The sequence below is a fragment of the Pseudomonas oryziphila genome (genome assembly GCF_003940825.1).
In the GTDB taxonomy this organism is placed as follows: domain Bacteria; phylum Pseudomonadota; class Gammaproteobacteria; order Pseudomonadales; family Pseudomonadaceae; genus Aquipseudomonas; species Aquipseudomonas sichuanensis.
In genome coordinates this window covers 4,115,834-4,138,477 of sequence record NZ_CP034338.1, presented here as the reverse complement: position 1 = coordinate 4,138,477, position 22,644 = coordinate 4,115,834, and the positions used below count along the sequence as shown (strand labels likewise).

Here is a 22,644-nt window from a genome sequence, read left to right as displayed (position 1 = left end):
CGCGTTTTCCCAGCCTGCTCCCGGTATTCATGAAAGCGCTTCGCCCTCTGGCACTGATTCTGTCCTTATCGCTACCTTGGTTTTCGGGGGGCTTGGTGCACGCCGCGCAACCGCCGGCCAAGGAGCAGGCGCAGCAGGGCAAGGCTGCCAAGCCTGTGAGCAAGGTGGCGGCGAAACCTGTGTCCAAAGCGCCCGCCAAGCCGGCGGTCAAGCCTAAGCCCAAGCAGAAACCTGTCACTCGCAGCAAGGGCGTGAGCAAGGTGGCCAGTCAGCCTGTACCTGCCGCGAAGCTCGACCTCAGTCTGCCCACCGACATGGTCAAGCACCTCAAGCCGGACGTTGGCAATGCGCCGTCGCCCCGCAAGCCATTGCTGCCTTCCATGTTCAGCGAAAAGCCGGTCACTGATGACAGCCCGTTCCAGCTCAATGGTCGGCTGATCAACAATGAAATGCAGCTGCAGCTGCGCAACGACAGCCGTCGCGATGTAGAGGGCGCGGCCATCGAATTCGAATTCCGCAACTGACTGCCGGGTCACTGGCGATTTCATCTGTCCGGCAATTTCAAACGTATGTTTGAGCGGTTAGTATCCAGGGACGTTCGTCCCGCTTTGCTCCTGGGAGTCCTGTTGTCATGAAATGCCGTGAGGGCTGTGGTGCCTGCTGCATCGCTCCGTCCATCAGCTCAGCCATTCCGGGGATGCCGCAAGGCAAGCCGGCCGGCGAGCGCTGCCTGCACCTGTCCATCGACAACCTTTGTGCCCTGTTCGGCAAGCCCGAACGGCCGAAGGTGTGTGGTGGCTTCAAGGCAGAGGTGGATGTCTGCGGCAATGATCGTGACGAGGCCATTCGCATCATTGGTTGGCTGGAGCAAATGACGGCGGCGTGACTGTGCGGATCTTCTACAACAAGGAACAAGATAATGAGATCGTTCAAGCGTGTTGCTGTGTTGTGTGGCCTGAGTGTGCTGTTGGCGCCGGCAGCCTGGGCTGAAAGCTGGCAGGTGGCCAAGGACGAGGACGGCATCAAGGTGTCGCTCAGCGAAGTGCCGGGCTCGAAGTACAAGGCTTACCGTGGTGTAACGCTGATCAAGGCGCCGCTGGCCAAGGTCAGGGCGTTGCAGGAAGACGTCGCCGGGGCCTGTGCCTGGGTGCATGAATGCAAGTCGCAGAAACTGCTGAAGCATGAAGGTGATCAGAGCTGGACCTACACCCAGTTCAATACACCCTGGCCGGTGACTCCGCGTGACTCGGTATTGCATATCACCACAGTCCAGGGCAGCGATGGCAGCTTGACCCGCACGCTCGAGGAGCAGCCAAAGTACCTGCCGGAAGAAAGCGGCTACGTGCGTGTTGCCCAGGTGCAGGGTTTCTGGAAGTTGGTACCCAAGGGTGACAGTACCGAAGTGACCTATCAGGTACACACCGAGCCGGGAGGCAGCGTGCCGTCGTGGCTGGCCAACAAGTTCGTGGTGGATGCGCCGTTCAATACCCTCAAAGGGCTGCGCGAAAAAGCTGAAAGGCCCTGAGCAGCTTTCAGCGCTCACCTGTTTAGCGCTGGATCGCAACGAAAAAGGCCGCCCCGAAGGGCGGCCTTTTTGCGTTCGGCTCAGAAGGCTTACTTGCGGTCCTTCAGCTCGACGATGTCGCGCTTTTCGTAGCCGGTGTACAGCTGGCGCGGGCGGCCGATCTTGTACGGGCTGGAGAGCATTTCCTTCCAGTGCGAGATCCAGCCCACGGTACGTGCCAGGGCGAAGATCACGGTGAACATGCTGGTCGGGATGCCGATGGCCTTGAGGATGATGCCCGAGTAGAAGTCCACGTTCGGGTACAGCGAGCGCTCGACGAAGTACGGATCGGTCAATGCGATCTCTTCCAGGCGCATGGCCAGTTCGAGTTGCGGATCGTTCTTGATGCCGAGTTCGCTGAGAACTTCGTCGCAGGTCTTCTTCATCACGGTGGCGCGCGGGTCGCGGTTCTTGTACACGCGGTGACCGAAGCCCATGAGCTTGAACGGATCGTTCTTGTCCTTGGCCTTGGCGATGTACTTGTCGATGTTCGAGACATCGCCAATTTCATCGAGCATGGTCAGTACGGCTTCGTTCGCACCGCCGTGGGCCGGGCCCCACAGTGCGGCGATACCGGCAGCGATACAGGCGAACGGGTTGGCGCCCGAAGAACCTGCCAGGCGCACGGTGGAGGTGGAGGCATTCTGCTCGTGGTCGGCGTGGAGGATGAAGATCCGGTCCATGGCCTTGGCCAGCGTCGGGCTGATCGGTTTGATCTCGCACGGCGTGTTGAACATCATGTGCAGGAAGTTTTCCGCGTACGACAGGTCGTTGCGCGGGTACATCATGGGCTGGCCCATGGAGTACTTGTAAACCATCGCGGCCAGGGTCGGCATCTTGGCGACCAGGCGCACCGCGGAGATTTCGCGGTGTTGCGGGTTATTGATATCCAGCGAGTCGTGATAGAACGCCGACAGGGCGCCGACCACGCCGCACATCACCGCCATCGGGTGGGCGTCGCGACGGAAACCGTTGAAGAACGACTTCAGCTGTTCGTGAACCATGGTGTGGTTCTTGACGGTGCTGACGAACTGGGCCTTCTGCTCGGCATTCGGCAGTTCGCCGTTGAGCAGCAGGTAGCAGGTTTCGAGGTAGTCCGACTGTTCGGCCAGTTGCTCGATCGGGTAGCCGCGGTGCAGCAGCACGCCCTTGTCACCATCAATGTAGGTGATCTTCGACTCGCACGAAGCGGTCGCCATGAAGCCGGGGTCGAAGGTGAAGTGGCCGGATGCCCCCAACCCGCGGACGTCGATAACATCAGGACCAACGGTGCCGGTTAAAATGGGCAGCTCGACGGGGGCATTGCCCTCGATGACCAACTGCGCTTTTTTGTCAGCCATGTGGCCTCCTATTAATGCTTGAAATCATCAGACAGACCCCCCACGCAGGGCCCGCACCACTATAGAGGGATAAATTCGAATGTCAATTTGCCTAAAGGCTGGTTGAAACGCCCTCTGAGGCCTGATTTTTCACGAAATTCTCGCCCGTTTACGCCTTTTGTTCACTAAAGGCAATGCGCTATTCGGGCGAGTCCCTTGCGTTGTCATAAGCAGCCTAACTGTCTATACTCGGCAGCCGACTCCCAGAGGCTTTCAAGCCTGCCCTGCTGGGTGTCGTGCTCTCCTGGGTGGTGGGTACCTGACCAGTACACTTACCAACAACTTTGCCCTGTTCGCTAGGGGCTCTTCAGTGTGAAAAAAGCCGTGAAAAGCCAACGACCTGTAAACCTAGACCTAAGGACCATCAAACTCCCGATCACCGCATACACGTCCATTCTTCACCGTATTTCCGGCGTCATCCTGTTCCTCGGCATTGCCATCATGCTCTACGCATTGGGCAATTCGCTGGGTTCCGAGGAAGGCTTTGCCGAGGTGAAGGCGTGTCTGACCAGTCCGCTGGCCAAACTGGTGACCTGGGGCCTGCTGTCCGGCCTGCTGTACCACCTCGTCGCAGGTGTGCGCCACCTGATCATGGACATGGGTGTCGGTGAGACGCTGGAAGGCGGCAAGCTGGGCTCGAAAATCGTGATCGTCATCTCCGTGGTGCTGATCGTTCTGGCAGGAGTTTGGGTATGGTAACTAACGTCACGAGCCTCTCGCGTTCGGGCCTCTACGACTGGATGGCGCAGCGCGTCTCGGCGGTCGTTCTCGCGGCTTATTTCATCTTCCTGATCGGCTACCTCGCCGTTCACCCAGGGATCGACTATGCCCAGTGGCACGGTCTGTTCACCAACAACGCGATGCGCATCTTCAGTCTGCTGGCACTCGTCGCTCTGGGCGCTCACGCCTGGGTCGGCATGTGGACCATTGCCACCGACTACCTGACGCCGATGGCGTTCGGCAAGTCGGCGACTGCGATCCGTTTCCTGTTCCAGGCTGTATGCGGCGTTGCGATGTTCGCGTACTTCGTCTGGGGTGTGCAGATTCTCTGGGGTATCTGATTCATGGCTAACATTCCAACCATTTCGTTCGACGCCATCATCATCGGTGGCGGCGGCGCAGGCATGCGCGCAGCGCTGCAACTGGCTCAAGGCGGCCACAAGACTGCCGTAGTCACCAAGGTGTTCCCGACCCGTTCGCACACCGTTTCCGCCCAGGGCGGCATCACCTGCGCCATCGCTTCGGCCGACCCGAACGACGACTGGCGCTGGCACATGTACGACACCGTCAAGGGCTCCGACTACATCGGTGACCAGGACGCGATCGAATACATGTGTCAGGAAGGCCCGGCTGCGGTCTTCGAGCTGGACCACATGGGTCTGCCGTTCTCGCGTACCGAAACCGGTCGTATCTACCAGCGTCCGTTCGGTGGCCAGTCCAAGGACTTCGGTAAAGGTGGCCAGGCCGCCCGTACCTGCGCAGCTTCCGACCGTACCGGTCACGCGCTGCTGCACACCCTGTACCAGGGCAACCTGAAAGCAGGCACCACCTTCCTTAATGAGTACTACGCCGTAGACCTGGTGAAGAACCAGGACGGCGCCTTCGTCGGTGTGATCGCGATCTGCATCGAAACCGGCGAAACCATGTACATCAAGTCCAAGGCCACCGTACTGGCCACGGGCGGTGCGGGCCGTATCTACGCCTCCACCACCAACGCCCTGATCAACACCGGTGACGGTATCGGCATGGCCCTGCGTGCCGGTGTTCCGGTGCAGGACATCGAGATGTGGCAGTTCCACCCGACCGGTATCGCCGGCGCCGGTGTACTGGTTACCGAAGGCTGCCGTGGTGAAGGTGGCTACCTGATCAACGCCCACGGCGAGCGCTTCATGGAGCGTTACGCGCCGAACGCGAAGGACCTGGCTGGCCGCGACGTGGTTGCCCGTTCCATGGTCAAAGAGATCATCGCCGGCAACGGCGTGGGCCCGAACAAGGACCACGTACTGCTGAAGCTGGACCACCTGGGTGAGGAAGTGCTGCACAGCCGCCTGCCAGGTATCTGCGAACTGTCCAAGACCTTCGCCCACGTCGACCCTGTGGTCGCGCCGGTGCCGGTCATCCCGACCTGCCACTACATGATGGGTGGCGTTGCCACCAACATTCATGGCCAGGCCATCACCATGGACGCCGAAGGCAAGGACCACATCATTCCGGGCCTGTTCGCCGTAGGCGAAGTGGCGTGCGTATCGGTTCACGGTGCCAACCGCCTGGGCGGCAACTCGTTGCTCGACCTGGTGGTGTTCGGCCGTGCTGCCGGCCTGCACCTGGAAAAAGCCCTGAGCGATGGCGTCGAGTACCGCGATGCCAGCGACACTGACGTCGACGTTGCCCTGAACCGCCTGAGCAAGCTCAACGAGCGCACCACCGGTGAAGACGTTGCCAGCCTGAAGCGCGAGCTGCAGAGCTGCATGCAGAACTACTTCGGTGTATTCCGTACCGGCGAATACATGCAGAAGGGTATCGAGCAGTTGGCCGGTCTGCGTGACCGTATCGCCAACGTCAAGATCAACGACAAGTCCCAGGCCTTCAACACCGCGCGTATCGAAGCGCTGGAGCTGCAGAACCTGCTGGAAGTTGCCGAAGCTACCGCCATTGCGGCCGAAGCCCGTAAAGAGTCCCGCGGCGCGCACGCCCGTGAAGACTTCGAAGACCGTGACGACGAGAACTGGCTGTGCCACACCCTGTACTACCCGGGTGAGAAGCGCGTTGCCAAGCGTGGCGTCAACTTTGCGCCGAAGACCGTTCCGGCCTTCGAGCCAAAAATCCGGACTTACTAAGGGTGGCTGCTATGTTGAAAGTCGAAGTTTACCGCTACAACCCCGACACCGACTCGGCGCCCAAGATGGAGTCGTTCGACGTCGATACCGGCGGCAAGGACCTGATGGTTCTGGACGTGCTGGCACTGATCAAGGAAAAGGACGAGGGCTTCTCGTACCGTCGCTCCTGCCGTGAAGGCGTGTGCGGTTCCGATGGCATGAACATGAACGGCAAGAACGGCCTGGCCTGCATCACCCCGCTGTCGGGCGTGGTCAAGGGCAACAAGCTGGTGCTGCGTCCGCTGCCAGGCCTGCCGGTCATTCGTGACCTGGTGGTCGATATGAGCATCTTCTACAAGCAGTACGAGAAGGTGAAGCCATTCCTGCAGAACGACACCCCGGCTCCGGCCATCGAGCGTCTGCAGTCGCCGGAAGAGCGTGACAAGCTGGACGGTCTGTACGAGTGCATTCTGTGCGCCTGCTGCTCGACCTCCTGCCCATCGTTCTGGTGGAACCCGGACAAGTTCCTGGGCCCCGCCGCACTGCTGCAGGCCTACCGTTTCCTGGCCGACAGCCGCGACACCAAGACTCAGGAGCGCCTGGCGTCCCTGGATGACCCGTTCAGCGTATTCCGCTGCCGCGGGATCATGAACTGCGTGAACGTTTGCCCCAAGGGTCTGAACCCGACCAAGGCAATCGGCCACGTACGTAACATGCTGCTGCAAAGCGGCACCTGATTCAAAGCGTTGTACCTGCAGTAAGCCGAGGTGCGGGTGGTGAGCCCGCACTGAGGTAAAACTCGGGCAAGGGCCCACAAAGCCCGCGCCCATTACCTATGAAGATATGAGACCAGCAGGGGCTTTCCGGGCTGGTACCCGGAAAATCAGCAAGATCCAAGTGGCGTGGTTCAGTCGCTGTGTTCGGACTTTTCCAGGTTTGCTGTGGCTCTCGCCGATCAGTCCCCTAACCGAGGGTGACCAAGCATGCAAGAAAGCGTGATGCAGCGCATGTGGGATAGCGCCCACCTTTCAGGTGGTAACGCTGCATATGTGGAAGAGCTTTATGAGCTCTACCTGCACGACCCTAACGCTGTGCCAGAAGAGTGGCGCACTTACTTCCAGAAGTTGCCCGCCGACGGCAGCACCGCTACCGATGTATCGCACTCGACAATCCGCGACCATTTCGTACTGCTGGCAAAGAACCAGCGCCGCGCCCAACCGGTTTCCGCCGGGAGCGTGAGCAGTGAACACGAGAAGAAGCAGGTTGAAGTGCTGCGACTGATCCAGGCCTATCGTATGCGCGGCCATCAGGCTGCCAAGCTCGACCCGTTGGGGTTGTGGCAGCGTCCTGCGCCCGTAGACCTGTCGATCAATCACTACGGCTTGACCAATGCCGATCTTGATACGACCTTCCGTGCCGGCGACCTGTTCTTCGGCAAAGAGGAAGCGAGCCTACGCGAAATCTTCGAAGCGCTGCAGAAGACATATTGTCGCACCATTGGCGCCGAGTTCACCCACATCGTCGATTCCGAGCAGCGCAGCTGGTTCCAGCAGCGTCTGGAAAGCGTGCGTGGCCGTCCTGAATTCTCCGCCGACGTGCAGGCACACCTGCTCGAGCGCGTCACGGCCGGTGAGGGCCTGGAGAAGTACCTGGGCACCAAGTACCCAGGCACCAAGCGCTTCGGCCTGGAAGGCGGCGAAAGCCTGATCCCGATGCTCGACGAGATGATCCAGCGTTCCGGCTCGTACGGCACCAAGGAAGTCGTGATCGGCATGGCCCACCGTGGCCGCCTGAACGTGCTCGTCAACACCTTCGGCAAGAACCCGCGCGAGCTGTTCGACGAGTTCGAAGGCAAGAAGATGAACGAGCTGGGCTCCGGTGACGTGAAGTATCACCAGGGCTTCTCCTCCAACGTGATGACCCCGGGTGGCGAAGTTCACCTGGCCATGGCGTTCAACCCTTCCCACCTGGAAATCGTCTCGCCAGTGGTGGAAGGTTCTGTGCGTGCCCGTCAGGACCGTCGCAACGACACGGTCGGTGACAAGGTACTGCCGATCTCGATCCACGGTGACGCCGCATTCGCCGGCCAAGGCGTGGTGCTGGAAACCTTCCAGATGTCGCAGACCCGCGGTTTCAAGACCGGCGGTACCGTGCACATCGTGATCAACAACCAGGTTGGTTTCACCATCAGCAACCCGCTGGACTCGCGTTCCACCGAGTACTGCACCGACGTCGCCAAGATGATCCAGGCGCCGATCCTGCACGTGAACGGTGATGACCCGGAAGCCGTGCTGTTCGTGACCCAGCTGGCCATCGACTACCGCATGCAGTTCAAGCGTGACGTGGTCATCGACCTGGTCTGCTACCGTCGTCGCGGCCACAACGAGGCTGACGAGCCGAACGGCACCCAGCCGCTGATGTACCAGCAGATCACCAAGCAGCGCACCACCCGCGAGCTGTATGCCGATCAGCTGATCAGCGCCGGCCGTATCGACGCCGAGCGTGCTCAGGCCAAGATCGACGAATACCGCAACGCCCTGGACAACGGCCTGCACGTGGTGAAAAGCCTGGTCAAGGAGCCGAACCGCGAGCTGTTCGTCGACTGGCGTCCGTACCTGGGCCACGCCTGGACTGCGCGTCACGACACCCGTTTCGACCTCAAGACCCTGCAGGACCTGTCGGCCAAGCTGCTTGAGCTGCCGGAAGGCTTCGTGGTTCAGCGTCAGGTGTCGAAGATCTACGAAGACCGTCAGAAGATGCAGGCCGGTGGCTTGCCGATCAACTGGGGTTATGCAGAGACCATGGCCTACGCCACCCTGCAGTTCGAAGGTCACCCGATCCGCATGACCGGCCAGGACATCGGCCGTGGCACCTTCTCGCACCGTCACGCGGTGCTGCACAACCAGAAGGACGCCAGCACCTACGTACCGCTGCAGAACCTGTTCCCGGGCCAGCCGAAGTTCGAGCTGTACGACTCCTTCCTGTCGGAAGAAGCGGTACTGGCCTTCGAATACGGCTACTCGACCACCACGCCGAACGCGCTGGTGATCTGGGAAGCCCAGTTCGGCGACTTCGCCAACGGTGCGCAAGTGGTGATCGACCAGTTCATCACCAGCGGCGAGCACAAGTGGGGCCGCCTGTGCGGTCTGACCATGCTGCTGCCGCACGGTTATGAAGGGCAGGGCCCGGAGCACTCCTCCGCGCGTCTGGAGCGTTACCTGCAGCTGTGCGCCGAGCACAACATCCAGGTCTGCGTACCGACCACCCCGGCACAGATCTACCACCTGCTGCGTCGCCAGGTCATCCGTCCGCTGCGCAAGCCGCTGATCGTCCTGACGCCAAAGTCGCTGCTGCGCCACAAGCTGGCCATCTCGACCTTGGAAGACCTGGCAGAAGGCTCGTTCCAGACCGTGATCCCGGAAATCGACACCCTCGATCCGGCCAAGGTCGAACGCCTGATCCTGTGCAGCGGCAAGGTCTACTACGACCTGCTGGAAAAACGCCGTGCCGAAGGCCGCGAAGACATCGCCATCGTGCGTATCGAGCAGTTGTATCCGTTCCCTGAGGACGACCTGATCGAAATCCTCGCGCCTTACACCAACCTCAAGCATGCAGTGTGGTGTCAGGAAGAGCCGATGAACCAGGGCGCCTGGTACAGCAGCCAGCACCACATGCGCCGTATCCTGGGCCGCCACAACAAGGCACTGGTCCTGGAATACGCCGGCCGCGACGCTTCTGCCGCGCCAGCCTGTGGTTACGCTTCGAAGCACGCCGAACAGCAGGAAAAACTGCTGCAAGACGCCTTCACTGTCTAACGCCTTCGCGCACCTGAAACCGAATTTAAGGAAACACAGATAATGGCTATCGAGATCAAAGCCCCAACCTTCCCGGAATCGGTTGCCGATGGCACCGTTGCCACCTGGCACAAGCAGCCGGGCGACGCCGTCAAGCGTGACGAGCTGATCGTCGACATCGAGACCGACAAGGTCGTCCTGGAAGTGCTGGCCACCGCCGACGGCGTGCTGGGCGCCATCGTCAAGGGCGAGGGCGACACCGTCCTGTCCGACGAAGTGCTGGGTTCGATCGTTGAAGGCGGCGCTGCTGCCGCTGCGCCTGCCGCCGCCGCTGCCCCGGCCGCTGCCCCGGCTGCCGCTGCCGCCGACGCTGGCGAAGACGACCCGGTCGCCGCTCCTGCCGCGCGCAAGCTGGCTGAAGAGAACGGCATCGACCTGGCTGCCGTTGCCGGCACCGGCAAAGGCGGTCGCATCACCAAGGAAGACGTGGTTGCAGCCGTTGCCAACAAGAAGTCGGCTCCTGCCGCAGCTCCTGCTGCCAAGCCTGCTGCCGCTGCCGCCGCTGTTGTAGTTGCCGCTGGCGACCGCACCGAGAAGCGCGTGCCGATGACCCGCCTGCGCGCCAAGATCGCCGAGCGTCTGGTCGAAGCCCAGTCGAACATGGCCATGCTGACCACCTTCAACGAAGTCGACATGACCGAAGTCATGGCCCTGCGTTCGAAGTACAAGGACCTGTTCGAGAAGACCCACAACGGCGTACGCCTGGGCTTCATGTCGTTCTTCGTCAAGGCGGCCACCGAAGCGCTGAAGCGCTTCCCGGCAGTCAACGCCTCGATCGACGGCAACGACATCGTCTACCACGGTTTTGCTGACGTCGGCGTTGCCGTCTCCAGCGACCGCGGCCTGGTGGTTCCGGTTCTGCGTAACGCCGAGTCGATGAGCCTGGCAGAAATCGAGAACGGCATCGCCACCTTCGGCAAGAAAGCCCGTGACGGCAAACTGTCGATCGAAGAGATGACCGGCGGTACCTTCACCATCACCAACGGTGGTACCTTCGGCTCGATGATGTCGACCCCGATCGTCAACCCGCCACAGGCTGCCATTCTCGGCATGCACAACATCATCCAGCGTCCGATGGCCATCAACGGCCAAGTGGTAATTCGCCCGATGATGTACCTGGCGCTGTCCTACGATCACCGCCTGATCGACGGCAAGGAAGCGGTAACCTTCCTGGTAACCATCAAGAACCTGCTGGAAGATCCGTCTCGCCTGCTGCTGGACATCTAATCGCGCAGCTGCAAGCCGCAAGCCGCACGCTTCAAGTAGAAGCCTGCCGGTCTTGCAGCTTGCAGCTTGCCGCTTGAAGCTAAAAAGGAATCTTTTATGACCCAGAAATTCGACGTAGTGGTGATTGGTGCAGGTCCTGGCGGCTATGTAGCTGCCATCAAGGCTGCCCAACTCGGTCTGAAGACTGCCTGTATCGAGAAGTACACCGACGCTGAGGGCAAGCTGGCCCTGGGTGGCACCTGCCTGAACGTAGGTTGCATTCCTTCCAAGGCGCTGCTGGACAGCTCCTGGAAATACAAGGAAGCCAAAGAGAGCTTCAACGTCCACGGTATCTCCACTGGCGAAGTGAAGATGGACGTCGCTGCGATGGTTGGCCGCAAGGCCGGTATCGTCAAGAACCTGACCGGCGGTGTTGCCACCCTGTTCAAGGCCAACGGCGTTACTTCGATCCAGGGCCACGGCAAGCTGCTGGCTGGCAAGAAAGTCGAAGTCACCAAGGCTGACGGCACCACCGAAGTCATCGAAGCCGAGAACGTGATCCTGGCTTCCGGCTCGCGTCCGATCGACATTCCGCCGGCTCCGGTCGACCAGAACGTCATCGTCGACTCCACCGGCGCCCTGGAATTCCAGACCGTTCCGAAACGCCTGGGCGTTATCGGTGCTGGCGTGATCGGCCTGGAGCTGGGTTCGGTCTGGGCTCGCCTGGGTGCTGAAGTCACCGTGCTGGAAGCCCTGGACACCTTCCTGATGGCTGCCGACACCGCCGTGTCGAAAGAAGCCCAGAAGACCCTGACCAAGCAAGGCCTGGACATCAAGCTGGGCGCTCGCGTGACCGGCTCGAAAGTCAACGGCAACGAAGTCGAAGTGACCTACACCAACGCCGAAGGCGAGCAGAAGATCACCTTCGACAAGCTGATCGTCGCGGTCGGCCGTCGTCCGGTGACCACCGACCTGCTGGCTGCCGACAGCGGCGTGACCATCGACGAGCGTGGCTACATCTTCGTCGACGATCACTGCGCCACCAGCGTACCGGGCGTATTCGCCATCGGTGACGTGGTTCGCGGCATGATGCTGGCACACAAGGCCTCGGAAGAGGGCATCATGGTCGTCGAGCGCATCAAGGGCCACAAAGCCCAGATGAACTACGACCTGATCCCGTCGGTTATCTACACCCACCCGGAAATCGCGTGGGTCGGCAAGACCGAACAGGCGTTGAAAGCCGAAGGCGTTGAGGTTAACGTGGGCACCTTCCCGTTCGCGGCCAGCGGCCGTGCGATGGCAGCCAACGACACCGGTGGTTTCGTCAAGGTCATCGCCGATGCCAAGACCGACCGTGTACTGGGTGTGCACGTGATCGGCCCGTCCGCTGCCGAGCTGGTTCAGCAGGGCGCGATCGCAATGGAATTCGGCACCAGTGCCGAGGATCTGGGCATGATGGTCTTCAGCCATCCAACCCTGTCCGAAGCGCTGCATGAAGCAGCGCTGGCAGTGAATGGCGGTGCCATTCACGTCGCCAACCGTAAGAAGCGTTAATTATAAGAAACCACGGCGGGCTGCCCGTCGTGGGTCTTGCGTGCAAGACTCACCGCGGAACGTCCGCCGGACCGGATCACACGGGAAAACCCGGGGTCAACGGTCACAGGTGGCGCGGCGCCAGTAATGGCGCAGCGCCGAAGCGCAGTACCTAACGAAGACGGTAAAAAGCATGAATCTTCACGAGTATCAGGGTAAGCAGCTGTTCGCTGAATACGGCCTGCCAGTTTCCAAGGGTTTCGCAGTCGACACCCCTGAAGCTGCAGCAGAAGCCTGCGACAAGATCGGCGGTTCCGAGTGGGTTGTTAAGGCCCAGGTTCACGCGGGTGGTCGCGGTAAAGCGGGCGGCGTCAAGCTGGTTCGCAGCAAGGAAGACGCCAAGGCGTTCGCTGCCCAGTGGCTGGGCAAGCGTCTGGTGACCTACCAGACCGACGCCAACGGTCAGCCAGTGACCAAGATCCTGGTCGAATCCTGCACTGACATCGCCAAAGAGCTGTACCTGGGCGCTGTAGTCGATCGCTCGAGCCGCCGCATCGTGTTCATGGCTTCCACCGAAGGTGGCGTGGACATCGAGAAGGTCGCTCACGAAACTCCTGAGAAGATCATCAAGGCGACTATCGATCCGCTGGTCGGCGCTCAGCCGTTCCAGGGTCGTGAACTGGCATTCCAGCTGGGTCTGGAAGGCAAGCAAGTTGCACAGTTCGCCAAGATTTTCGTAGGCCTGGCCAAGCTGTTCAAAGAACACGACCTGGCCCTGCTGGAAGTCAACCCGCTGGTCATCAAGGCCGACGGCGACCTGCACTGCCTGGATGCGAAGATCAATATCGACGCAAACGCCATGTACCGTCAGCCTAAGCTGAAAACCTTCCACGACCCGTCCCAGGACGATCCTCGTGAAGCCCACGCAGCCAGCTTCGAGCTGAACTACGTCGCGCTGGAAGGCAACATCGGCTGCATGGTCAACGGTGCCGGCCTGGCCATGGGTACCATGGACATCGTCAACCTGCACGGCGGCAAACCAGCCAACTTCCTCGACGTTGGCGGCGGTGCCACCAAAGAGCGCGTTACCGAAGCGTTCAAGATCATTCTGTCCGACAGCAATGTCGCGGCCGTTCTGGTCAACATCTTCGGCGGCATCGTTCGCTGCGACATGATTGCCGAAGGCATCATCGGTGCAGTGAAAGAAGTCGGCGTTAAAGTTCCGGTCGTCGTTCGCCTCGAAGGCAACAACGCTGAACTGGGCGCTAAAGTACTGGCAGAAAGCGGTTTGAACATCATTGCGGCAACCAGCCTGACCGACGCTGCTCAACAAGTTGTAAAAGCTGCGGAGGGCAAGTAATGAGCGTCCTGATCAATAAAGACACCAAAGTCATCTGCCAGGGCTTCACCGGCTCGCAGGGTACTTTCCACTCCGAACAGGCCATCGCCTACGGCACCAAGATGGTCGGCGGCGTAACCCCAGGCAAGGGTGGCACCACCCACCTGGGCCTGCCGGTGTTCAACACCGTCAAGGAAGCCGTACAAGCTACCGGCGCTGACGCTTCGGTGATCTACGTTCCGGCTCCGTTCTGCAAAGACTCGATCCTGGAAGCTGCCTTCGGCGGCATCAAGCTGATCGTCTGCATCACCGAGGGTATCCCTACCCTCGACATGCTGGACGCCAAGGTCAAGTGCGACGAGCTGGGCGTTACCCTGATCGGCCCTAACTGCCCAGGTGTCATCACTCCGGGCGAGTGCAAGATCGGCATCATGCCAGGCCACATCCACCTGCCAGGCAAGGTCGGTATCGTGTCGCGTTCCGGCACCCTGACCTACGAAGCTGTCAAGCAGACCACCGACGCCGGTTTCGGCCAGTCGACCTGCGTCGGCATCGGCGGTGACCCGATCCCAGGCTCCAACTTCATCGACATCCTGAAGCTGTTCCAGGAAGACCCGAAGACCGAAGCGATCGTCATGATCGGTGAGATCGGCGGTTCGGCTGAAGAAGAAGCCGCGGCCTACATCAAGGCTCACGTGACCAAGCCAGTGGTTTCCTACATCGCTGGTGTGACCGCTCCTGCGGGCAAGCGTATGGGTCACGCTGGCGCCATCATTTCCGGCGGCAAGGGCACTGCGGACGAGAAATTCGCCGCGCTGCAGGACGCTGGTGTGAAGACCGTGCGTTCCCTGGCTGACATCGGCAAGGCCCTGGCCGAGCTGACTGGCTGGGAAGCCAAGAAGTAAGTAACACGTAGTACCCCCCACGCGCACAAAGGCCACCTTCGGGTGGCCTTTGTCGCTTCTGGGTGGGACGTTTGCTCGGCATCCTGAAGACCCTCTGGTCGTATTACAGTCATTACCAAGGCGATGCCGATTGCGCTGATCAGTTTCATAGGTTTTTTCGCACAGACAACGCGCTAGATGCCTGACAAAATTTCTGCCGTCACAGAGTCATCCAGACGACAAACACATACGCACATCGGACAAGCAGCACCGTTGCAGTGCGTTTAGTGGGTAAAACGGTTACCCTACGCGTTCACTCTGTGCCCGTGCCCCAAAAGGGAACGACACGCTAAACGGGTCTGGCTCATCAAGCCGGGCAACATTTCCCTCATTCATGGGGAAATTCCCTCACGAACCCCGATTTCAGCAGTGTGGTACTACCTTAAATGAAAGTGTTAAAAGGCCAGGATATCCTGGCGCTTGGCTTTATGACGTTTGCGCTTTTTGTTGGCGCCGGCAATATCATCTTCCCGCCCATCGTTGGCTTGCAGTCCGGTCCACACGTGTGGATGGCGGCATTGGGCTTCCTCGTCACCGCGGTTGGCCTGCCGGTCATCACCGTGGTCGCCCTGGCCAAGGTCGGCGGCGGCATGGACGCCCTGAGCAGCCCGATCGGCAAGTTCTTCGGTGGCCTGCTGGCGGCCGTGTGCTACCTCTCGGTCGGCCCGCTGTTCGCCACACCGCGCACCGCGACCGTCTCGTTCGAGGTGGGCGTGGCCCCGCTGACCGGTGAAAGCCCGCTGGCGTTGTTCATCTACAGCCTGGTGTATTTCCTCGTGGTGCTGGCTGTGTCGATGTATCCGGGCAAGCTGCTCGATACCGTCGGCCGCTTCCTCGCCCCGCTGAAGATCATCGCCCTGGCCGCCCTCGGCATTGCCGCGTTCATGCTGCCGGCGGGCACCATCGGTGAAGCACAGCCGCAATACGTTGCCGCGCCGTTTTCCCAGGGCTTCATCAACGGCTACCTGACCATGGACACCCTCGGTGCGCTGGTCTTCGGCATCGTCATCGTCAATGCCATCCGTTCGCGCGGCGTGGACTCGCCGAAGCTGATCACCCGCTACGCCATCATCGCCGGCCTGATCGCCGGTGTGGGCCTGGCGCTGGTGTACATCAGCCTGTTCCGCCTGGGCGCGGGCAGCCATGAAATCGCCGCCGGCGCCACCAACGGTGCGGCCGTTCTGCATGCCTATGTGCAGCACACCTTCGGCTCCCTGGGCAGCGGCTTCCTCGCCGTGCTGATCGCCCTGGCCTGCCTGGTGACCGCGGTTGGCCTGACCTGCGCCTGCGCCGAGTACTTCAGCCAGATCCTGCCGCTGTCGTACCGCGCCCTGGTGGTTATCCTGGCCGGCTTCTCGCTGCTGATCTCCAACCTCGGCCTGACCAAGCTGATCATGTTCTCGATCCCGGTACTCACCGCGATCTATCCGCCGTGCATCGTGGTGGTGGGCCTGAGCTTCGTCAAAGAGCTGTGGAACTCGCCGGTGCGCATCCTGGCACCGGTGATGCTGGTGTCGCTGCTGTTCGGCATGGTCGATGCGATCAAGGGCAGCAGCCTCGCGCACATGCTGCCGGACGCCATGGCCCACCTGCCGCTGAGCGAGCAGGGCCTGGCCTGGCTGGTGCCATCGGTGGTCACCCTCGGCGTTGCCGTGGCCTGTGACCGCATGCTCGGCAAGCCGCGCGAAGTGCTGGCCTGATGCGTTGAAGCCTGAGGGCTGGCACCGGCCACAAGCCAACAGGGTGCCAGCCGCAGGTGAAAACCGAAAACCCCGCTGCCTGTGAAGGCGCGGGGTTTTTTATTGCCTGCCCCCACACTATCGCGGGGCAAGCCCGCTCCCACGTTTGCGTCACAGTCCCGGAGCGTGGGAGCGGGCTTGCCCGCGATTTTTTGCCTGCCGCGTGCCTTTTGCCGAATCCAGGCGTCGAAAGCCGGTCTACCTCTTTTCTGTGCGGGTATCTGCATGAGCTTCATCCAAAACAACCTCGGCAATCTGCTGGCCGTGTGCTGGTTCGCCATCTGTTGGGGCGGTTACACCCGCTATGCGCTATGGAAGGGCCGCGACACGGCATGCCTGGCCAGCGTGCTGCACTTGTACCGCGAAGACTGGATGCGCCGCATGCTGCTGCGCGACAACCGCATCGCCGACGCCAGCGTGATTGGCAACCTGGAGCGCAATGCATCGTTCTTTGCTTCCAGTACCCTGATCATTCTCGCCGGCATCCTCACCGTGCTCGGTGCCTCGGACCGGGCGCTGTCGTTGTTGGCCGACCTGCCGCTGGTACAGCAGGCCTCCCAGGGGATGTCGGAGATCAAGCTGTTGTGCCTGGCGATGGTGTTCGTCTACGCCTTCTTCACCTTCAGCTGGTGCATGCGCCAGTACAACTTCGCTGCGGTGCTGGTGGGGTCGGCACCGATGATCGGCGAGCGCCAGGTGAGTGAACTGGAGCGCAATGCCTTCGCGTCGCGAGCGGCGCGGGTGTTATCCCTGGCGGCCAACCAGTTCAACCTCGGACTGCGTTCGTACTACTTCGGCATGGCCATGTTGAGCTGGTTCATCAGCCCGTGGCTGTTCATGGTCATGAGTGTCGGGGTGGTGTTTATTCTGTATCGCCGCGAGTTCCACTCCCATGTGCTTGAAGTGATGGTGTTCACGCCCACGCAAAGTGCAGCGGTAGAGGCGGGCAAGGAAACTTTGGTAATCAACAACTGAAGCGTTTCATCTAGAATCAACAGGCACAAAAAAACCCGACATTGTCGGGTTTTTTTGTTTTGGCCAATTACTGCTTGGCAGGCTCGCTCGGCGCTGGGGCAGCCGGAGTAGCCGGGGCAGCTTCTTCGGCGGCTTTCTGTTGCGCTTCGGCCTGATCTTTGGCGGCTTCGGCGTTTTCCTTGGCGGCTTCGTTCATCTTATCCTGAGCTTCGCCCATCTTTTCCTGGGCTTGCTCGGCGTGTTGCTGTGCGTCCTGGGCTTTGTCTTCGCTCGCTTTATCGCAAGCAGCCAGGCCCATGGCAGCGGCCAGCATCAGAGCAAAAGCAAAAGGTTTACGCATGGGGTGTCTCTCCTGGGTGGAATAACTTTACTTGTTCCTAAGAGTTCACCGCGGGCGGATAAGTTCCACGAATGTTAAAGATATATAACTGCCTGGCCTATATAGACTTTTCACTGATTTTATGCAGCGAGGGTGTATGAACGATACGCCATTGATGGCCATGGCCGAGCGATTTCTCTCGGCCTTGAAACACTGCCAGCTATTGCAGATGCGCGTGCAGCATGCCGATGCCCAAGGCATGACCCTGGTGCTGCCCTGGTCGCCGGCGATTGTCGGCAACCCGCAGAACGGCGCGGTGCATGGCGGTGCGCTGACCACATTGATGGACACCACCTGCGGCATGGCGACTTTATGCGCGCTGCCGCGTTTCGAGGTGTGCCCAACGCTGGACCTGCGCATCGACTACATGCACCCGGCCGAAGCCGGCAAGGACATCTATGGCCATGCCCAGTGCTACCGAGTCACCCGCGACGTGATCTTTACCCGTGGCAGTGCCTACCAGGACGACCCGTCGCAGCCGATCTGCCAGGTGGTCGGCACCTTCATGCGCCTGGGCCAGGACATCAAGGGCGGCATCCGCTTCGGCAACAGCCTCAAGGAGCCACGCCAATGATCCCCGCAGGCACTCGCCAGCAGTTGAATGAAGCCCATGCCCGTGGCGATTACCGCCCGTTGCTGGCGTTGATTCCCTACGCCGGGCTGATCGGCATCGAGTGCGAGCGCCAGGGCGACGACCTGTTTTTCCGCCTGCCCGCCTGCGAGAACAACATCGGCAACCCGCTACTGCCGGCCATCCACGGTGGCGTCATCGCCGGCTTCATGGAGCTGTCTGCGGCGCTGTACCTGCTGATCTACAGCGAAAGTGCGAGCATCCCGAAAATCATCGATTTTTCCATCGACTACCTGCGTGCCGGGCACTACCGCGACACCTTCGCCCAGTGCCAGCTGTGGCGCCAGGGCCGGCGTGTGACCAACGTCGCCATCACCGCCTGGCAGGCCGACCGTGACACGCCCATCGCCACCGCCCGTGCGCACTTCAAGATCGAACCCGAGAAACCGCTCGAATAGCCCCTTGAAATGGTCGGGCAAGCCCCCATCTGCTGAACATCCGCCAAGAAATGCAGGCCCACGGGGTCGCCAGGCGTCACCTACCAACAGATTGGAGTTTGAAGACGATGAGTGTGGAGACTCAAAAAGAAACCCTGGGCTTCCAGACCGAGGTCAAGCAACTGCTGCACCTCATGATTCATTCCCTGTATTCGAACAAGGAAATCTTCCTCCGCGAGCTGATTTCCAACGCCTCCGACGCTGCCGACAAGCTGCGCTTCGAAGCCCTGGCCAAGCCTGAACTGCTCGAGGGCGACGCTGACCTTAAGATCCGCGTGAGCTTCGACAAGGCCGCCAACACCGTGACCCTCGAGGACAACGGTATCGGCATGAGCCGCGAAGACGTCATCGCGCACCTGGGTACCATCGCCAAGTCCGGCACTGCCGACTTCATGAAGAACCTCACCGGTGACCAGAAGAAAGACTCGCACCTGATCGGTCAGTTCGGCGTGGGCTTCTACTCGGCATTCATCGTCGCCGACAAAGTCGACGTATTCAGCCGCCGTGCCGGCCTGCCGGCCGCCGAAGGCGTGCACTGGTCGTCCAAGGGCGAGGGCGAGTTCGAAGTCGCCACTGTCGACAAGCCGCAGCGCGGCACCCGCATCGTCCTGCACCTGAAAAGTGGTGAAGACGAGTTCGCCGATGGCTGGCGCCTGCGCAACATCGTCAAGAAGTACTCCGACCATATCGCCCTGCCGATCGAGCTGCCCAAGGAGCAGGCCGAAGCCGCCGAGGGTGAAGAGCAACCGGCGCAGGAATGGGAAACCGTCAACCGCGCCAGCGCCCTGTGGACCCGTTCGCGCACCGAGGTGAAAGACGAGGAATACCAGGAGTTCTACAAGCACATCGGCCATGACTTCGAGAACCCGCTGGCCTGGAGCCACAACAAGGTCGAAGGCAAGCTCGAGTACAGCTCGCTGCTGTACGTGCCGGCCCGCGCACCGTTCGACCTGTACCAGCGCGAAGCGCCACGCGGCCTGAAGCTCTATGTACAGCGCGTGTTCATCATGGATCAGGCCGAGTCGTTCCTGCCGCTGTACCTGCGTTTCATCAAAGGCGTGGTCGATTCCAACGACCTGTCGCTGAACGTCTCCCGCGAGATCCTGCAGAAGGATCCGATCATCGATTCGATGAAGACCGCGCTGACCAAGCGCGTGCTGGACATGCTGGAGAAACTGGCCAAGAACGAACCCGAGCAGTACAAGGGCTTCTGGAAGAACTTCGGCCAGGTGCTGAAGGAAGGCCCGGCCGAAGACTTCGCCAACAAAGAGAAGATCGCCGGCCTGCTGCGCTTTGCCTCGACCCACGATGACAGTGGCGAGCAGAGCGTCGCCCTGGCTGACTACCTGGCTCGCGCCAAGGAAGGCCAGGACAAGATCTACTTCCTCACCGGCGAATCCTACGCCCAGGTCAAGAACAGCCCGCACCTGGAGGTCTTCCGCAAGAAAGGCATCGAAGTGCTGCTGCTCACCGACCGCATCGACGAGTGGCTGATGAGCTACCTCAGCGAGTTCGATGGCAAGGCCTTCGTCGATGTCGCCCGTGGCGACCTGGACCTGGGCAAGCTGGACTCCGAAGAGGACAAGAAAGCCCAGGAAGAAGTGGCCAAGGACAAAGAAGGCCTGGTCGAGCGCCTCAAGGGCGCGCTGGGTGACAGCGTTGCCGAAGTGCGTGTTTCGCACCGCCTGACCGACTCGCCGGCGATCCTCGCCATCGGCGAGCAGGACCTGGGCCTGCAGATGCGCCAGATCCTCGAGGCCAGCGGGCAGAAGGTGCCGGATTCCAAGCCGATCTTCGAGTTCAACCCAAGCCACCCGCTGATCGAGAAGCTCGATGGCGAGCAGAGCGAAGACCGCTTCGCCGAGCTGTCGCACATCCTGTTCGACCAGGCGGCACTGGCGGCCGGTGACAGCCTGAAGGACCCGGCGGCTTATGTCCGACGCCTCAACAAGCTGCTGGTCGAGCTGTCTGCTTGAGTTGATGCACAGAAAAGCCCGCTTCGGCGGGCTTTTTTATTCATGCCTAAATGCCCAACCGTGGGAGCGGCGGTGCGCCGATGCGACTTGCCCCGCGAAAAGAGTGAAAGAGTCTAGAATTCGCACAACCGTGAATGCCAAGGAGTGTTGAATGAGCAAGGTCATCGTCGAGTCGCTGGTTTATCACCTGTCGGGCAAGACCTATGAAAGCCGCCTGGTCTATGCCCCCGGCGCACTGCCGCAGCCGGGCCTGGTGATGGCGCCCAATTGGATGGGGATTGGCGAAGGTGCCGAGCGCATCGCCAAGGAAGTGGCGGAGCAGGGCTATGTGGTGTTGATTGCCGACCTTTACGGGCAATCGGTGCGGCCGTCCAATGCCGATGAAGCCGGGGCGGCGATGATGCCGCTGAAGAACGATCGCGCCGAGCTGCGCAAGCGCATGCAGGAAGCCCTGGCGCAGTTGGTGGGCCAGTCCAAGGCCCTGCTGGAACCGGGCAAGGTGGCTACCTTCGGCTTCTGCTTCGGTGGTTGCTGCGCCTTGGAACTGGCGCGCACCGGTGCCGATCTGAAGGCGGCCGTGTCGTTCCACGGCACGCTGGATACGCCGAACCCGGCGGATGCCAAGCTCATCAAAGGCGCTGTGCTGGTGCTGCACGGTGCATCCGACCCACTGGTGCCGAAAGAACAGTTGCCAGCCTTCGAAGACGAGATGAATGCCGCCAAGGTCGACTGGCAGTTGCTCAGCTACGGCGGTGCGGTGCACTCGTTCACCGACCCGAATGCCAATGTGCCGGGCAAGATGCAGTACGACCGACGCACGTCGGAGCGGGCATTCCGTTCGATGCATAACCTGCTTGCTGAAGTGTTCCGCGGTTGAATGCGAGAGGGGCTGCTGCGCAGCCCTTCGCGGGTAAACCCGCTCCCACAGAAGGTCACGCGATCCCTGTGGGAGCGGGTTTAGCCGCGAAGGCCGCAAAGCGGCCCCACATCAACGCGGCAATTCGATCCGTCCGTTTTCCCCTGGCACCACCGGCCAATCGCCCGCCGCCCAACGCGCTCGCGCTTGCTCGATCAGCTCCGGGTCACTGGCAACGAAATTCCAGTTCATCCGCCGCGGCCCATCCAGCGCCGCGCCACCGATCAGCACCAGCTGGCACGCTTCTTCGGCGTACAGAACCATGGTTTCGCCCTCCGGCAGCACGACCAGGCTGCAGACCTCCACGCGCTCGTCGTTGAGCGACAGTTCACCGTCCAGCACATACAAGGCCCGTTGCTCATGCTCGGCAGGGACTGTCAGAGTCGTGGCCGATTGCATGTGCACGTGGGCATACAGGGTAGGGGAGAGCACCGGCACTGGCGACTCCAGGCAAAAACCATTGCCGGCGATCATGCGGATCTGCACCCCAAGGCTGTCACTGACTGGCAGGCTCGCCGCCGGATGATGGCTGTAGCTCGGCATGCCCTGCTCGTGCTGGCGGGGCGATGCCAGCCACACCTGCAGCCCGTGTAGCCGTGAACCCTTGGCCAGCAGGTCGGCAGGGGTGCGCTCGACATGGGCCACGCCGCCTCGCGCGGTCATCCAGCTCACATCCCCTGGCCGCACACGTTGGTCCGAGCCAAGGCTGTCCTTGTGCTGAATCTCGCCCTCGAACAGGTAGGTAAGGGTCGACAGGCCGATATGCGGGTGCTGGCGGATATCCATGCCGCTGCCCGGGGCGTAGTCGGTCTCGAGCATATGGTCGAAGAACACGAATGGCCCGACGCTGCGGCATTGGGCCGAGGGCAGCGGGCGCAGGATCGGCTGGCCCTCGACCGATTCGGCGCGGGGGCGGATGACCAAGGGGCTGCTCATGGGGTTACTCCGGAGTGGGC

Annotated in this window: 21 protein-coding genes; 18 read left to right on the top strand and 3 right to left on the bottom strand. The window is 61.2% G+C overall.

From position 1 onward, the window contains the following. Positions 1 to 29 precede the first annotated feature (29 nt). From EJA05_RS19440 to EJA05_RS19430, 3 genes are all read left to right on the top strand, one after another. Complete coding sequence (locus tag EJA05_RS19440; RefSeq protein ID WP_125859464.1) at positions 30 to 524, top strand: hypothetical protein; 495 nt, start codon at positions 30 to 32, stop codon at positions 522 to 524. A 107-nt stretch (positions 525 to 631) separates the two neighbouring features. After that, a complete protein-coding gene (locus EJA05_RS19435) occupies positions 632 to 886 on the top strand; it encodes a YkgJ family cysteine cluster protein (protein WP_125464891.1) in 255 nt (84 codons plus the stop codon). Between the two features lie 33 nt (positions 887 to 919). Continuing rightward, positions 920 to 1,525 carry an START domain-containing protein gene (locus EJA05_RS19430; protein WP_110993996.1) on the top strand — a complete coding sequence of 202 codons (606 nt, stop codon included), beginning with the start codon at positions 920 to 922 and terminating at the stop codon, positions 1,523 to 1,525. 89 nt (positions 1,526 to 1,614) lie between these two features. Here EJA05_RS19430 and gltA read toward each other — a convergent pair whose 3' ends face one another. Further along, positions 1,615 to 2,904: a citrate synthase gene (gene gltA, locus EJA05_RS19425; RefSeq protein ID WP_110993995.1), complete on the bottom strand. Its 1,290-nt coding sequence runs from the start codon at positions 2,902 to 2,904 to the stop codon at positions 1,615 to 1,617. A 351-nt stretch (positions 2,905 to 3,255) separates the two neighbouring features. Between gltA and sdhC the strand changes: the two genes are divergently transcribed. The 11 genes from sdhC to EJA05_RS19370 all read left to right on the top strand — a co-directional run bounded on the left by sdhC (position 3,256) and on the right by EJA05_RS19370 (position 17,349). Beyond that, positions 3,256 to 3,642: a succinate dehydrogenase, cytochrome b556 subunit gene (sdhC, locus tag EJA05_RS19420; RefSeq protein ID WP_110993994.1), complete on the top strand. Its 387-nt coding sequence runs from the start codon at positions 3,256 to 3,258 to the stop codon at positions 3,640 to 3,642. Next, positions 3,636 to 4,004: a succinate dehydrogenase, hydrophobic membrane anchor protein gene (gene sdhD, locus EJA05_RS19415; protein ID WP_125859463.1), complete on the top strand. Its 369-nt coding sequence runs from the start codon at positions 3,636 to 3,638 to the stop codon at positions 4,002 to 4,004. Before sdhC ends, sdhD begins: the two co-directional genes overlap by 7 nt. A gap of 3 nt (positions 4,005 to 4,007) precedes the next feature. Beyond that, a complete protein-coding gene (gene sdhA / locus EJA05_RS19410; protein WP_110993992.1) occupies positions 4,008 to 5,780 on the top strand; it encodes a succinate dehydrogenase flavoprotein subunit in 1,773 nt (590 codons plus the stop codon). Positions 5,781 to 5,791: 11 nt separating this feature from the next. Beyond that, positions 5,792 to 6,496 carry a succinate dehydrogenase iron-sulfur subunit gene (locus EJA05_RS19405; RefSeq protein ID WP_008091906.1) on the top strand — a complete coding sequence of 235 codons (705 nt, stop codon included), beginning with the start codon at positions 5,792 to 5,794 and terminating at the stop codon, positions 6,494 to 6,496. 246 nt (positions 6,497 to 6,742) lie between these two features. Further along, the gene (locus EJA05_RS19400) at positions 6,743 to 9,574 is read left to right on the top strand and encodes a 2-oxoglutarate dehydrogenase E1 component (RefSeq protein WP_110993991.1); all 2,832 of its coding nucleotides are present in this window, start codon (positions 6,743 to 6,745) and stop codon (positions 9,572 to 9,574) included. Between the two features lie 42 nt (positions 9,575 to 9,616). Beyond that, positions 9,617 to 10,840 (top strand): 2-oxoglutarate dehydrogenase complex dihydrolipoyllysine-residue succinyltransferase, encoded by a 1,224-nt coding sequence (gene odhB, locus EJA05_RS19395; protein ID WP_125464890.1) that lies wholly within the window; start codon positions 9,617 to 9,619, stop codon positions 10,838 to 10,840. Between the two features lie 96 nt (positions 10,841 to 10,936). Beyond that, entirely contained in the window at positions 10,937 to 12,373 is a 1,437-nt protein-coding gene (gene lpdA, locus EJA05_RS19390; RefSeq protein ID WP_012273351.1) for a dihydrolipoyl dehydrogenase, read from the top strand. A gap of 172 nt (positions 12,374 to 12,545) precedes the next feature. Continuing rightward, a complete protein-coding gene (gene sucC, locus EJA05_RS19385; RefSeq protein ID WP_008091914.1) occupies positions 12,546 to 13,712 on the top strand; it encodes an ADP-forming succinate--CoA ligase subunit beta in 1,167 nt (388 codons plus the stop codon). Further along, entirely contained in the window at positions 13,712 to 14,596 is an 885-nt protein-coding gene (gene sucD, locus EJA05_RS19380; RefSeq protein ID WP_110993989.1) for a succinate--CoA ligase subunit alpha, read from the top strand. Before sucC ends, sucD begins: the two co-directional genes overlap by 1 nt. A gap of 425 nt (positions 14,597 to 15,021) precedes the next feature. After that, positions 15,022 to 16,335 (top strand): branched-chain amino acid transport system II carrier protein, encoded by a 1,314-nt coding sequence (gene brnQ, locus EJA05_RS19375; protein ID WP_125464889.1) that lies wholly within the window; start codon positions 15,022 to 15,024, stop codon positions 16,333 to 16,335. A gap of 264 nt (positions 16,336 to 16,599) precedes the next feature. Further along, positions 16,600 to 17,349 carry a DUF599 domain-containing protein gene (locus EJA05_RS19370; protein WP_125859462.1) on the top strand — a complete coding sequence of 250 codons (750 nt, stop codon included), beginning with the start codon at positions 16,600 to 16,602 and terminating at the stop codon, positions 17,347 to 17,349. Positions 17,350 to 17,416: 67 nt separating this feature from the next. Here the strand turns inward: EJA05_RS19370 and EJA05_RS19365 are convergent, their stop codons facing one another. After that, positions 17,417 to 17,689 (bottom strand): hypothetical protein, encoded by a 273-nt coding sequence (locus tag EJA05_RS19365; RefSeq protein ID WP_125464887.1) that lies wholly within the window; start codon positions 17,687 to 17,689, stop codon positions 17,417 to 17,419. A 136-nt stretch (positions 17,690 to 17,825) separates the two neighbouring features. Between EJA05_RS19365 and EJA05_RS19360 the strand changes: the two genes are divergently transcribed. The 4 genes from EJA05_RS19360 to EJA05_RS19345 all read left to right on the top strand — a co-directional run bounded on the left by EJA05_RS19360 (position 17,826) and on the right by EJA05_RS19345 (position 21,649). Beyond that, complete coding sequence (locus EJA05_RS19360) at positions 17,826 to 18,302, top strand: PaaI family thioesterase (protein ID WP_125859461.1); 477 nt, start codon at positions 17,826 to 17,828, stop codon at positions 18,300 to 18,302. Further along, positions 18,299 to 18,757 carry a PaaI family thioesterase gene (locus EJA05_RS19355; RefSeq protein ID WP_125859460.1) on the top strand — a complete coding sequence of 153 codons (459 nt, stop codon included), beginning with the start codon at positions 18,299 to 18,301 and terminating at the stop codon, positions 18,755 to 18,757. The genes EJA05_RS19360 and EJA05_RS19355 overlap by 4 nt, the downstream gene beginning before the upstream one ends. Positions 18,758 to 18,864: 107 nt before the next feature. Continuing rightward, positions 18,865 to 20,772, top strand: a complete 1,908-nt coding sequence (gene htpG, locus EJA05_RS19350; protein ID WP_125859459.1) for a molecular chaperone HtpG — start codon at positions 18,865 to 18,867, stop codon at positions 20,770 to 20,772. Positions 20,773 to 20,923: 151 nt separating this feature from the next. Beyond that, complete coding sequence (locus EJA05_RS19345) at positions 20,924 to 21,649, top strand: dienelactone hydrolase family protein (RefSeq protein WP_125859458.1); 726 nt, start codon at positions 20,924 to 20,926, stop codon at positions 21,647 to 21,649. Between the two features lie 111 nt (positions 21,650 to 21,760). Here the strand turns inward: EJA05_RS19345 and EJA05_RS19340 are convergent, their stop codons facing one another. After that, on the bottom strand, positions 21,761 to 22,624 hold the full coding sequence (locus EJA05_RS19340) for a pirin family protein (RefSeq protein WP_125859457.1): 864 nt from the start codon (positions 22,622 to 22,624) through the stop codon (positions 21,761 to 21,763). Between the last annotated feature and the right edge of the window lie 20 nt (positions 22,625 to 22,644).

What these genes read in the sequence shown, in the direction of transcription:
- EJA05_RS19440 (WP_125859464.1), top strand. Translation starts at nt 30, where the DNA reads ATGAAAGCGCTTCGCCCTCTGGCACTGATTCTGTCCTTATCGCTACCT.
- EJA05_RS19435 (WP_125464891.1), top strand. Translation starts at nt 632, where the DNA reads ATGAAATGCCGTGAGGGCTGTGGTGCCTGCTGCATCGCTCCGTCCATC.
- EJA05_RS19430 (WP_110993996.1), top strand. Translation starts at nt 920, where the DNA reads ATGAGATCGTTCAAGCGTGTTGCTGTGTTGTGTGGCCTGAGTGTGCTG.
- gltA (WP_110993995.1), bottom strand. Translation starts at nt 2,904, where the DNA reads ATGGCTGACAAAAAAGCGCAGTTGGTCATCGAGGGCAATGCCCCCGTC.
- sdhD (WP_125859463.1), top strand. Translation starts at nt 3,636, where the DNA reads ATGGTAACTAACGTCACGAGCCTCTCGCGTTCGGGCCTCTACGACTGG.
- sdhA (WP_110993992.1), top strand. Translation starts at nt 4,008, where the DNA reads ATGGCTAACATTCCAACCATTTCGTTCGACGCCATCATCATCGGTGGC.
- EJA05_RS19405 (WP_008091906.1), top strand. Translation starts at nt 5,792, where the DNA reads ATGTTGAAAGTCGAAGTTTACCGCTACAACCCCGACACCGACTCGGCG.
- EJA05_RS19400 (WP_110993991.1), top strand. Translation starts at nt 6,743, where the DNA reads ATGCAAGAAAGCGTGATGCAGCGCATGTGGGATAGCGCCCACCTTTCA.
- odhB (WP_125464890.1), top strand. Translation starts at nt 9,617, where the DNA reads ATGGCTATCGAGATCAAAGCCCCAACCTTCCCGGAATCGGTTGCCGAT.
- lpdA (WP_012273351.1), top strand. Translation starts at nt 10,937, where the DNA reads ATGACCCAGAAATTCGACGTAGTGGTGATTGGTGCAGGTCCTGGCGGC.
- sucC (WP_008091914.1), top strand. Translation starts at nt 12,546, where the DNA reads ATGAATCTTCACGAGTATCAGGGTAAGCAGCTGTTCGCTGAATACGGC.
- sucD (WP_110993989.1), top strand. Translation starts at nt 13,712, where the DNA reads ATGAGCGTCCTGATCAATAAAGACACCAAAGTCATCTGCCAGGGCTTC.
- brnQ (WP_125464889.1), top strand. Translation starts at nt 15,022, where the DNA reads ATGAAAGTGTTAAAAGGCCAGGATATCCTGGCGCTTGGCTTTATGACG.
- EJA05_RS19370 (WP_125859462.1), top strand. Translation starts at nt 16,600, where the DNA reads ATGAGCTTCATCCAAAACAACCTCGGCAATCTGCTGGCCGTGTGCTGG.
- EJA05_RS19365 (WP_125464887.1), bottom strand. Translation starts at nt 17,689, where the DNA reads ATGCGTAAACCTTTTGCTTTTGCTCTGATGCTGGCCGCTGCCATGGGC.
- EJA05_RS19360 (WP_125859461.1), top strand. Translation starts at nt 17,826, where the DNA reads ATGAACGATACGCCATTGATGGCCATGGCCGAGCGATTTCTCTCGGCC.
- EJA05_RS19355 (WP_125859460.1), top strand. Translation starts at nt 18,299, where the DNA reads ATGATCCCCGCAGGCACTCGCCAGCAGTTGAATGAAGCCCATGCCCGT.
- htpG (WP_125859459.1), top strand. Translation starts at nt 18,865, where the DNA reads ATGAGTGTGGAGACTCAAAAAGAAACCCTGGGCTTCCAGACCGAGGTC.
- EJA05_RS19345 (WP_125859458.1), top strand. Translation starts at nt 20,924, where the DNA reads ATGAGCAAGGTCATCGTCGAGTCGCTGGTTTATCACCTGTCGGGCAAG.
- EJA05_RS19340 (WP_125859457.1), bottom strand. Translation starts at nt 22,624, where the DNA reads ATGAGCAGCCCCTTGGTCATCCGCCCCCGCGCCGAATCGGTCGAGGGC.